Raw genomic sequence first — 9,769 nt, forward strand, 5'->3', positions numbered from 1 at the left:
GCGCGAAAAAGAACGCAGCTCCCTGCAGGCGAACCTTCGCCGCAGCGAAACCGCCCTGGGCCGGCTAAAAGAGCAGCAGCGGAAAACGCGCTCCGCAATAACTCGTAACCAAGGCGAAATCTCAAAGCTGGGAATAGAACAAACCCGGCTTCAGACTGCCGCCTCAGCTCAGCAAGATGCGGTTGCCGCAGAAATCCGCGAAGCCTACAAAGGCGGCGGTAATGACCAACTCAAACTGCTGCTCACAGAAGAAGACCCGCAAGTGTTGGCCCGTATGCTTGCCTACTATCGCTACATTCTCGCGGCAAGAAGCGAACTTCTCGAGGGGTATCGGGATACGCTAACCTCCCTCGTTGCACTGGAGGCTGATCTCCAGTCGCGAAAAAGCCAGCTCGAGGAACAGCAGAGCTCTTTGGCCTCACAGCAACGGGAACTCGAAGAAGAACGTAAAGAGCGCTCAAAACTACTAGCGGAAATCGACGAGTCTCTGAAAAGCGATGCGGCTCAACTGGCGGCCAGAGAGCAGGATCGGGAGCAGCTCGAGGGCCTTCTGGCCGAGATCGACGCGGCCCTTGCGCAACTAATCCCCGAAGACGATGTCGAACCTTTTAGCGCTGCCAAAGGCAGCATGCTCTGGCCAGTAAAAGGCCGTATCACCAGTCGCTTTGGTCGCCCGAGGAACCAGGGAAAGATGCGCTGGCAAGGCGTGCGGCTCAAAGCGGAGTCGGGCAGTACCGTTACTGCTATCCACCATGGCCGCGTTGTTTATGCGGACTGGCTTCGAGGATCAGGCCTACTGATGGTGATTGATCACGGAGAGGGGTATCTAAGTCTCTATGCCCACAACGAGAGCCTCCTTAGAGAGGTTGGGGACTGGGTGGGCGCCGGAGCAGCCATCTCAACGGTGGGCGACAGTGGCGGACAAAGTGAGGCCGGGCTGTACTTTGAGATACGCAAAGACGGAAAACCCACAGACCCCCAAGGGTGGTGCCGTAGTTAAAAATTTTGAAGAGTTGAGCTACACGAGTTAGGAAGAGTTAAACACCAAACGTCATGAAGAGAGAGTTAGGTGGTATTTAGCGCTTCTTGGAGTGCCCGCCGATTAGGCTACACTGAAGTTTCCAGAATCGAGGTTTTCAAAGTCACCTTATGCATACCATGAATATTTTACGATCTCGCTTTAGCGCCTCAGCTAATGCAGAGGACAGTACGAGTAACACCAGTTTGCGCGGTTACAAGCGTGCAACTGTTGGCGTGCGCCAGATTTTCCTCGCAGGTGTAACAGGACTGTTACTTGGCAATACCGCGGCTGTTATGGCGCAGGACGATAGCAACGACGGTGAGCTTCCCCTGGACGAACTTCGTACCTTCGCGGACGTTTTTAATCAGATTCGCGTGGGCTATGTAGAAGAAATCGACGACAGCACCCTTTTGGAATATGCCATTAAAGGCATGCTCAGCAGCCTTGACCCCCACTCCGCCTACTTGGAGCGAGATGCCTATGAAAACCTGCAGACCTCCACAAGCGGCGAGTTTTCGGGACTGGGCCTGGAAGTGGGCATGGAGAATGGCTTTTTGAAAGTCATCTCACCTATTGATGGCTCTCCGGCTACGGACGCCGGCATCCAGTCTGGAGATGTCATTCTAAAACTCGATGGCGTCACTATTCGGGGATTGAGCCTCAACAAGGCGGTGGAGAAGATGCGCGGGCCAAAAGGCAGCGAGATCGTCGTATCCATTGGCCGCCCGGGAGAACAGGAACCCTTCGACGTAACACTTGTACGGGACACCATCCGGGTAGCGAGTGTTCGCGAAAGATGGCTGGAGCCCGGTTTTGGATATCTGCGAATCTCACAGTTTCAGCAAAAGACCGGGGATGATGTAAAAGCCTCCATCGAAAAACTGTTAGCCGAGCAGCCTCTGAAAGGTTTGGTGTTGGATCTTCGCAACAACCCCGGCGGGGTTCTTGGCGCCAGTGTCGACGTAGCCGGACTCTTCATGGAGAGCGGCGATGTGGTCTACACCGAGGGCCGCCTGAACAACGCAGCCCAGAATTATGGCGCAGCTGCAGGCGACATAACTGATGGCGCACCTTTGGTGGTGCTTATCAATCGCGGCTCTGCGAGCGCATCTGAAATCGTTGCTGGCGCACTTCAGGATCATGCTAGAGGCGTCGTCATGGGGACCCAAAGTTTTGGCAAAGGATCCGTGCAGACCGTGCTACCTATCTCTGAGTCCCGCGCGGTAAAACTGACCACTGCGCGTTACTTCACTCCAAACGGCCGATCAATTCAGGCCGAGGGTATCAAGCCCGACATTATTGTAGAGCGCGCTAAGGTAGAGACCTTTGACGAATCCGGGAGGGTGAGTGAGAAGGATCTCGCGGGTCATCTGGACAATACGACTGCGCAAGAAGCCGTGGAGGCCGAAGCCAGCGAAGGGCTTATCTCCCGAGACAACCAACTTTACGAAGCACTCATCCTGCTCAAAGGCATCAACATCATCAATCCTCGAGCCCCTCGAGCTTTGCCAGAAGGGCAGCAAACCGCCGCCGTTGAAGACAGCGGCAGTGAATCCTGATCCAGGCCCCAGGTGTAAGAAAAACTACTGATGTCCGGTAAAAAAGTGGTTCTAATTGTCCTTGGACTGAGTGTCCTCGCTATCGCCTTAGGTGGCTTGCTAACCAAGCCGCCAAAGCTGTCACCCGTTCCGCCCTCAGCTGAGGTGCCCGATGATTTAGATAGCTACCTGCGTGAGAGAGAAGCCGTCGAAGACACCCAGTATGGCGTAACCGATGGCGCTGAAAAACGTATTGTCTGGAATGCAGAAACGGGAGCGCGCAGTGAGTACGTGCTGGTGTACCTCCATGGGTTCTCTGCAACTCGTCAGGAGATCGCACCCGTGCCAGAACTGGTCGCCGAGGCGCTAGGTGCCAACCTTTTTGAAACCCGTCTTGCGGGACATGGGCGAGAAGATCAGAAATTAGCTGACATCCGCGCGGAAGACTGGATGGAGGATGGCGCCGAGGCTCTCGCTGTCGCCAAAGCACTGGGGGACAAAATTATTCTTATGGGCACCTCTACGGGTGCAACGGTTGCTCTTGCAATGGCAAGGCACCCGGACTTTTCTTCGGTCCACAGCCTGGTTTTGGTATCACCGAACTTTGGACCAGCAGGAGAAGGATCGGGCATCGCGACGGGCCCCTATGGACCGCAGCTCACAAGGCTGATTCTGGGGGAGCGTCGATCCTGGACGGCTGCAAACCCACTACAGGCAAAGTACTGGTCTACGGATTACCCCACGGCGTCCATCGTAGAAATGATGCGTCTGGTCAATCTTGCGGTAGAACTCACTCCCAAAGCCAAGACGCCAAAAGCAATGCTGGTTTACTCACCGCAGGATGACGTGGTGTCCGTCAGCAAATTGCTCGCCGGCTTTGAGCAACTACCTGCAGGTCAGAAGGAAATTTATAAGGTAGAGAACCCCCAGAGTCTCAGCCCTCATGTACTCACGGGCGATATTCTGGCGCCGGGTACAAGCGATGAAACAGCCAGTCTGATCAGTGGGTTTATCGCCGACTAGACGGATCAGGCGGCGAACCTCGGGCACCCAGGCAGCTGGGTGCAGATACCCGAAGCTTAGCGTACCTCTATCCCCGCTTGGGCCATGTACTCTTTTGCCTGACCCACGGTGAACTCACCGAAGTGGAAGATACTCGCCGCCAGCACTGCATCGGCACCGCCTTTGGTCACGCCCTCAACCAGGTGGTTCAGAGTGCCAACACCCCCTGAAGCAATCACGGGAATATCAACGGCGTCGGTGATTGCACGAGTAACACCCAGCTCAAACCCGTCGCGGGTGCCGTCTCGGTCCATGCTCGTAAGGAGAATCTCGCCGGCACCGAGTTCAGCCATACGCTGCGCCCACTCCACGGCATTAATCCCTGTGGGTTTACGACCCCCATGAGTAAAAATCTCGTAGCGTGGCTTTCCATCAACGTCGTCAACACGCTTGGCATCGATCGCCACGACGATGCATTGGGCGCCAAACCGCTCGGAGGCACGACGCACAAGATCCGGGTCATGGATGGCTGCGGTGTTGATACTGACCTTGTCAGCGCCCGCATTGAGCATGCTACGGATATCTTCGACGCTGCGAATACCACCACCTACAGTAAGCGGTATGAACACCTCCCGCGCGATGGCTTCGACCATGTGAACAGTCGTGTCACGGTTCTCGTGACTGGCGGTGATATCCAGGAACGTGATTTCGTCGGCGCCTTGCTCGTTATAGCGCGCTGCAATTTCCACGGGGTCGCCAGCATCACGGATATCGACAAAATTCACGCCCTTCACGACGCGCCCATTGTCCACATCAAGGCAGGGGATGATGCGCCTTGCGAGGCCCATCAGGCGGCGTTCTCGTCGCAGTATTGCTGCGCTTGGGCAAGATCAAGGCTGCCTTCGTAAATGGCTCGTCCAGTAATCGCGCCCATGATGCCGGCGCTATTAAGCGCTGCCAGCGCGCGAATATCGCGCATATTGGTAATGCCACCCGATGCAATGATGGGGATACCTCCCGCCTGCGCCATGTCCAGTGTGGCCTCTACATTAACGCCCTGCATCATGCCGTCACGGGCAATATCCGTATAAACGATGGCACTGACGCCATCATCGGCGAAGCGCCTTGCAAGATCCGTCGCCTGTAGCGCAGAAACCTCGGCCCAGCCATCGGTGGCAACGCGACCATCTCGAGCATCCAGGCCGACGATAATCTTGCCGGGAAAAGCCGTGCAGGCTTCGGCCACAAAGGTCGGCTGCTTCACCGCTTGGGTGCCGATAATGACGTAGCTAACGCCCGCATTCAGGTAAAACTCAATCGTCTCAAGGTCGCGGATTCCGCCGCCAATCTGAATAGGCAGCTCGGGAAACTCTTTGGCAATCGCCGTCACGGCATCGCCGTTAACGGGTGTGCCCGCAAAAGCACCGTTCAGATCTACAAGATGCAAACGCCGGCATCCCTCATCTACCCAGCGCTGCGCAGTAGCAACGGGATTGTCAGAGAACACCGTGCTGTCATCCATCTCGCCCTGACGAAGACGCACACACTGCCCGTCCTTAAGATCAATTGCCGGAATAATCAGCATGTTCCATCCCAGTTCAAAAAGTTACTCAATAACTGCAGTCCTGCCCTGTGGCTCTTCTCGGGGTGAAACTGCACGGCAAACAGGTTGTCTCGTGCCAACGCCGCATCGGCTTTGACGCCATAGTCCACACTGCCCGCTAGCAGCGAGCGGTCACTCGCATCTACGTAAAAGCTGTGCACGAAGTAAAAGCGCTCACCATCGGCGATGTTTTGCCACAGCGGATGTTGTCGCTCCTGATGAACACGGTTCCAACCCATATGAGGGACCTTGAGTCGCCCCCCGTCCTCATCGTGAAGCGGCGAGCCAAAATGACGAACCTGCCCGTCGAGTAAGCCCAGACAGTCAACGCCGCCGTTCTCTTCTGAGTGTTGCATTAGCGCCTGCATACCAACGCATATCGCTAATACAGGCTTGTGCTGCTCCCGAAGCGCAGTATCCAGCAGGGCGTCACAGTGCAGGCGCCTTATCTCGGACATGCAGTCGCGAATCGCCCCAACCCCGGGGAAAACAACCCTGTCAGCGCTGCGAATCAAATCCGCATCGTGGGTCACGATCACCTCATCAGCACCGGCATGGAGCAGAGCACTCTCCACGGAGTGCAGGTTGCCCATGCCATAGTCAATGACAGCTACGCTATTGTTTTTGGAAGAGCCGTTCACAGTCGTCTCCGGAACGTGTTCTGCAGAAAATCCCCGGCTTAGAGGACGCCCTTAGTTGACGGCGTCACGCCAGCCATAGCCGGATCTGCGCTGAGCGCCATGCGCAACGCGCGACCAAAAGCCTTAAACACCGTCTCGATCTGGTGATGGCTGTTATCGCCGCGGAGATTGTCTACATGCAGGGTCACAAGCGCGTGATTAACAAAGCCCTGAAAAAACTCGTAAAACAGGTCCACGTCAAAGTTACCCACGGCCGCACGGGTAAACGGCACATGAAACTCAAGGCCCGGACGCCCGGAAAAGTCGATGACCACTCGTGACAGGGCCTCATCAAGGGGCACATAGGCGTGTCCATAGCGCTGAATACCCTTCCGCTCGCCCACGGCCTTGGTAAAAGCCTGTCCGAGGGTGATACCTATGTCTTCTACCGTATGGTGGGCATCAATGTGCAGGTCGCCGTTTGCCTTGATGTTGATATCCATCATGCCGTGGCGCGCGATCTGATCGAGCATGTGCTCGAGGAAGGGCAGCCCGGTATCAAACTCGGCTTTACCACTGCCGTCCAAATTCACGCTGACGGTGATCTGTGTTTCCAGCGTATCGCGGCTAACCGTTGCGCTACGTTCTGACATGTCTTTTCTCCAGCTCGCGACGTCTGTCACGAAGTTCATCGCGATGAGCGTCGTGATGACAATCGCGAAAGCGCGACATTATAGGGGAGCGAGCGTATGGATTCATTGGCAATTCTCCCGCTGCAAGGATAGTCTCGCCAGCGTTTATGGATGACTTCGCAAAACGCCTTTTAGCCTGGTACGACGATCATGGCCGCCACAACCTGCCCTGGCAGCGTGATGCTACGCCCTATCACGTGTGGCTGTCAGAGATCATGCTGCAGCAGACCCAGGTTGCTACAGTCATTCCCTATTACGAACGATTTACAGCAAGCTTCCCCAGTATTGAGGTTCTGGCCGCCGCCGACATCGATCAGGTACTCCACCACTGGAGCGGACTGGGCTATTACGCTCGAGCCCGCAATCTTCATAAGGCCGCCAAGACCCTGGTTGACGATTTTGGCGGCGCTTTTCCTGCCGATCTCGATGCACTGCAAAGTTTGCCCGGGGTAGGCCGCTCCACCGCTGGCGCGATCCTTTCCACTGCGCTTAATGGCCGAGCGGCGATTCTCGACGGTAACGTAAAGCGCGTTCTTGCCCGATACCACGCAGTAGAGGGCTGGCCGGGCAGGACAGCCGTGGCCTCAAAACTCTGGGCGTTGGCGGAGCAACACACTCCAGAGTCGCGAGTCGCCGATTACACCCAGGCAATCATGGATTTGGGAGCAACGCTGTGTACACGCTCAAAACCCCAGTGCCATCGTTGTCCTCAGGCGAGCGACTGTCTCGCTTTGCAGGGGGCAAGCCAGAGTAACTACCCAGGTAAGAAACCCAGAAAGACAATACCTACAAGGCAAACGAGTTTCGTCATTGCCCACACTCCCGACGGAGAACTATTGCTGGAACGTCGGCAATCAGCGGGTATTTGGGGAGGCCTGTGGTGTTTTCCCGAGGTTAGCGATACCGCTGCTGCAATCCAGTTTTGTGAAGAATCGCTGGCCGTAGAAGTAGTGGGTACAAAGGTGCTTCCATCGCTTCGGCACAGCTTCAGTCACTACCATCTTGAGATAAGCCCCTTACTCCTTACACTGTCGAAAACCCCGACGCTAATCCGCGAAGGTCAGGAACTGCGATGCTGGCCCGCTCAGGACGCTCCCGCAGTGGGCCTGGCCGCACCAGTGAAGCGCCTCTGGGACGAGGCAGTGCGAGGCATTAATGATTCACAAAAGGAAGATAAGCCATGAGCAGACAGGTGTTTTGTCGCAAGCATCAAAAGGAAATGCCGGGGCTGGATGCGCCGCCGTACCCGGGCCCCAAAGGGCAAGACATCTTTGAGAACGTGTGCAAGCAGGCCTGGGAGGAATGGCAGGCCCATCAGACGATGCTGATTAACGAAAAGCAGCTGAGCCTCATCGACCCCGAAGCCCGTAAGTATCTTCAGCAGGAAATGGACAAGTTTTTTGCCGGCGAGGATTACGACAAAGCCGAGGGCTACGTGCCCCCGGAGTCATAAACCGCAGCGTCTAATACATGGTCAGTGTTTTAGTCGGCAGGCTATCGACAACGTCGTCGGGTACAAAGAAGTCTCTAAACAGGTCTTCGCCCGGCACAACGGCATACTGATCAAAATCAGTGACACCCGCATCGCGGAGTAAAACTTCATCAACAAAGAAGTTGCCCGTGCAGTCTTTCGAGGGACGGGTAAGAATTTCGTAGGCCGCGTCAGCCATGATGGCCACCGTTCGGCTGCCTTTGCTCATCGCATCTCCACCCAGAACGTTGCGTACCGCAGCGGTGTCGATGGCCGTCAGAGGCCACAAAGAGTTAACCGCGATAGCATCGTCTGCGAGCTCCTTACTCATACCTAAGGTACACAGGCTCATACCCATCTTTGCGATCGTGTAGGCCACATGGGGGGCAAACCACTTGGCTTCCATGTCCAAAGGCGGAGCCAGGTTAAGGATGTGGCCGTTGTCAGACTTTTGCAGGTGGGGAATGCAGGTCTTGGACGTCAAAAACGTACCGCGCGTGTTGATCTCGTTCATCAAGTCATAACGCTTCATCTCGGTACCCAGGGTCGGCGTTGGGCTGATCGCGCTAGCGTTGTTAATGCAAATATCGATACCGCCAAAAGTCTCTACGGTCTTATCAACAGCCGCTTGCACCTGATCCTCAAAACGAATGTCGCAAACCAGCGGCAATGCCTTGCCCCCCGCCTCTTCAATCTCCTCGGCGGCCGTGTAAATAGTGCCCGGCAGCTTGGGGTGAGGCTCCGTTGTCTTGGCAGCAATAGCGACGTTCGCGCCATCAGCAGCCGCCCGCTTAGCGATAGCCAAGCCAATACCTCGACTCGCGCCCGTGATGAAGATTGTTTTATTCTTAAGGCTCATAGGAACTCCGTTTACTGTATGTTCAACAAGATTCTTTGCGATGTTTTCTGCGGTGTTTTCGACTGCGCGTCACAATAGCGTAAAAAACATTATATTTACGGCTTAAATATAGTCTGGGTTTCTTTTACCGAGGTTTTTTTACTTTCATGTATCGCTGCCTGCGGCGGGCTCGAGTACTCGCTGTAGCCGACGCATGATCTACGCGGCCCACCTCCGTCCAAGGACGGGTAACGGGTTTAATTGGGAAAGTGACTTCGTCACGCTGACAGTGATGGTTAACTAATTCTTATGCACATAGACTTAACACAAGAAAGCTGGTTCTTACACGGCTTGCGATATATAGCCGCTGCTATGCTCCTCTCTTTGGCGGGCTGCGCCGGCATGGGAGCACTGGACTTTGACGAGCCAGAAGTAGAGCTCCTGGGCTTGGAGCCGCTGCCAAGCCAAGGGCTGGAAGCACGTTTTTTAGTGAAGCTGCGCATCGTCAACCCAAATTCCATACCCTTGGCTATCGACGGCATCGCCTATGACGTGTCTATCCGCGGTTCAAAAGTACTGTCAGGGGTAAGTAACGATGGAATCAGTGTAGGCGCCTACAGCGAGAGCGTTGCTGAGCTGGAGGTCGCTGCTGGCATGTTTGGCTCGCTATCGCTGATCCGAGACCTTATGTCTAATCCCGTCGATGGCGGTTTACCCTACAAGCTAAACGCCAAGTTATCGCGCTCGGGGATCGGGGGAGCGATTCGGGTTAGCAAAGAGGGAACAATAGATTTGAACGCCCGCCCTTGACTGTGAGCGGACCGATAGGTTTAATACGCGGCCCTTGCGTAGAGGACGCACCAAGCGCCCCTAAATGACGTCAAGGATGGATGTAAAGGTTTGTGCCCGGATAGCTCAGTCGGTAGAGCAGGGGATTGAAAATCCCCGTGTCGGCAGTTCGATTCTGTCTCCGGGCACCATTTT

Annotated in this window: 11 protein-coding genes and 1 tRNA gene; 7 read left to right on the forward strand and 5 right to left on the reverse strand. The window is 55.5% G+C overall.

The genetic code is table 11. From position 1 onward, the window contains the following. The 3 genes from AB8B76_RS15025 to AB8B76_RS15035 form a co-directional block, all read left to right on the forward strand. Nucleotides 1–1,000 (forward strand): murein hydrolase activator EnvC family protein (locus tag AB8B76_RS15025; RefSeq protein WP_405273683.1); only part of this gene is annotated, 1,000 nt, incomplete at its 5' end. Nucleotides 1,001–1,158: 158 nt separating this feature from the next. Next, the gene (locus tag AB8B76_RS15030) at nt 1,159–2,580 is read left to right on the forward strand and encodes a S41 family peptidase (protein WP_405273684.1); all 1,422 of its coding nucleotides are present in this window, start codon (nt 1,159–1,161) and stop codon (nt 2,578–2,580) included. A gap of 30 nt (nt 2,581–2,610) precedes the next feature. Next, nucleotides 2,611–3,582 carry an alpha/beta hydrolase gene (locus AB8B76_RS15035; RefSeq protein WP_405273685.1) on the forward strand — a complete coding sequence of 324 codons (972 nt, stop codon included), beginning with the start codon at nt 2,611–2,613 and terminating at the stop codon, nt 3,580–3,582. A gap of 56 nt (nt 3,583–3,638) precedes the next feature. Here the strand turns inward: AB8B76_RS15035 and hisF are convergent, their stop codons facing one another. The 4 genes from hisF to hisB are packed head-to-tail and all read right to left on the reverse strand — an operon-like array spanning nt 3,639 to nt 6,437. Further along, on the reverse strand, nt 3,639–4,409 hold the full coding sequence (hisF, locus tag AB8B76_RS15040; RefSeq protein ID WP_405273686.1) for an imidazole glycerol phosphate synthase subunit HisF: 771 nt from the start codon (nt 4,407–4,409) through the stop codon (nt 3,639–3,641). Then, nucleotides 4,409–5,146, reverse strand: a complete 738-nt coding sequence (gene hisA, locus AB8B76_RS15045; protein WP_405273687.1) for a 1-(5-phosphoribosyl)-5-[(5-phosphoribosylamino)methylideneamino]imidazole-4-carboxamide isomerase — start codon at nt 5,144–5,146, stop codon at nt 4,409–4,411. Before hisA ends, hisF begins: the two co-directional genes overlap by 1 nt. Then, nucleotides 5,140–5,805 (reverse strand): imidazole glycerol phosphate synthase subunit HisH, encoded by a 666-nt coding sequence (gene hisH / locus AB8B76_RS15050; RefSeq protein WP_405273688.1) that lies wholly within the window; start codon nt 5,803–5,805, stop codon nt 5,140–5,142. The genes hisA and hisH overlap by 7 nt, the downstream gene beginning before the upstream one ends. Before the next feature lie 38 nt (nt 5,806–5,843). After that, nucleotides 5,844–6,437, reverse strand: a complete 594-nt coding sequence (gene hisB, locus AB8B76_RS15055) for an imidazoleglycerol-phosphate dehydratase HisB (RefSeq protein WP_405273689.1) — start codon at nt 6,435–6,437, stop codon at nt 5,844–5,846. A 146-nt stretch (nt 6,438–6,583) separates the two neighbouring features. Between hisB and mutY the strand changes: the two genes are divergently transcribed. Continuing rightward, the gene (mutY, locus tag AB8B76_RS15060; RefSeq protein WP_405273690.1) at nt 6,584–7,660 is read left to right on the forward strand and encodes an A/G-specific adenine glycosylase; all 1,077 of its coding nucleotides are present in this window, start codon (nt 6,584–6,586) and stop codon (nt 7,658–7,660) included. Next, on the forward strand, nt 7,657–7,929 hold the full coding sequence (locus AB8B76_RS15065) for an oxidative damage protection protein (RefSeq protein ID WP_405273691.1): 273 nt from the start codon (nt 7,657–7,659) through the stop codon (nt 7,927–7,929). The genes mutY and AB8B76_RS15065 overlap by 4 nt, the downstream gene beginning before the upstream one ends. A gap of 10 nt (nt 7,930–7,939) precedes the next feature. On the opposite strand, the gene AB8B76_RS15070 is transcribed toward AB8B76_RS15065, so the two are convergent. Continuing rightward, entirely contained in the window at nt 7,940–8,806 is an 867-nt protein-coding gene (locus AB8B76_RS15070) for an SDR family oxidoreductase (protein ID WP_405273692.1), read from the reverse strand. 351 nt (nt 8,807–9,157) lie between these two features. Between AB8B76_RS15070 and AB8B76_RS15075 the strand changes: the two genes are divergently transcribed. Together AB8B76_RS15075 and AB8B76_RS15080 are read left to right on the forward strand one after the other, a co-directional pair. After that, nucleotides 9,158–9,595, forward strand: coding sequence for an LEA type 2 family protein (locus AB8B76_RS15075; RefSeq protein ID WP_405273693.1), 438 nt, complete (start codon nt 9,158–9,160; stop codon nt 9,593–9,595). Between the two features lie 94 nt (nt 9,596–9,689). Continuing rightward, nucleotides 9,690–9,765, forward strand: a tRNA-Phe gene (locus AB8B76_RS15080). Nucleotides 9,766–9,769: the final 4 nt, after the last annotated feature.

Source organism: Congregibacter sp., assembly GCF_045107095.1.
GTDB lineage: Bacteria > Pseudomonadota > Gammaproteobacteria > Pseudomonadales > Halieaceae > Congregibacter.

Coding starts and splice junctions, on each gene's coding strand:
- mutY (WP_405273690.1), top strand. CDS start 6,584: ATGGATGACTTCGCAAAACGCCTTTTAGCCTGGTACGACGATCATGGC.
- hisA (WP_405273687.1), bottom strand. CDS start 5,146: ATGCTGATTATTCCGGCAATTGATCTTAAGGACGGGCAGTGTGTGCGT.
- AB8B76_RS15035 (WP_405273685.1), top strand. CDS start 2,611: ATGTCCGGTAAAAAAGTGGTTCTAATTGTCCTTGGACTGAGTGTCCTC.
- hisF (WP_405273686.1), bottom strand. CDS start 4,409: ATGGGCCTCGCAAGGCGCATCATCCCCTGCCTTGATGTGGACAATGGG.
- AB8B76_RS15030 (WP_405273684.1), top strand. CDS start 1,159: ATGAATATTTTACGATCTCGCTTTAGCGCCTCAGCTAATGCAGAGGAC.
- AB8B76_RS15075 (WP_405273693.1), top strand. CDS start 9,158: ATGCTCCTCTCTTTGGCGGGCTGCGCCGGCATGGGAGCACTGGACTTT.
- hisB (WP_405273689.1), bottom strand. CDS start 6,437: ATGTCAGAACGTAGCGCAACGGTTAGCCGCGATACGCTGGAAACACAG.
- AB8B76_RS15070 (WP_405273692.1), bottom strand. CDS start 8,806: ATGAGCCTTAAGAATAAAACAATCTTCATCACGGGCGCGAGTCGAGGT.
- AB8B76_RS15065 (WP_405273691.1), top strand. CDS start 7,657: ATGAGCAGACAGGTGTTTTGTCGCAAGCATCAAAAGGAAATGCCGGGG.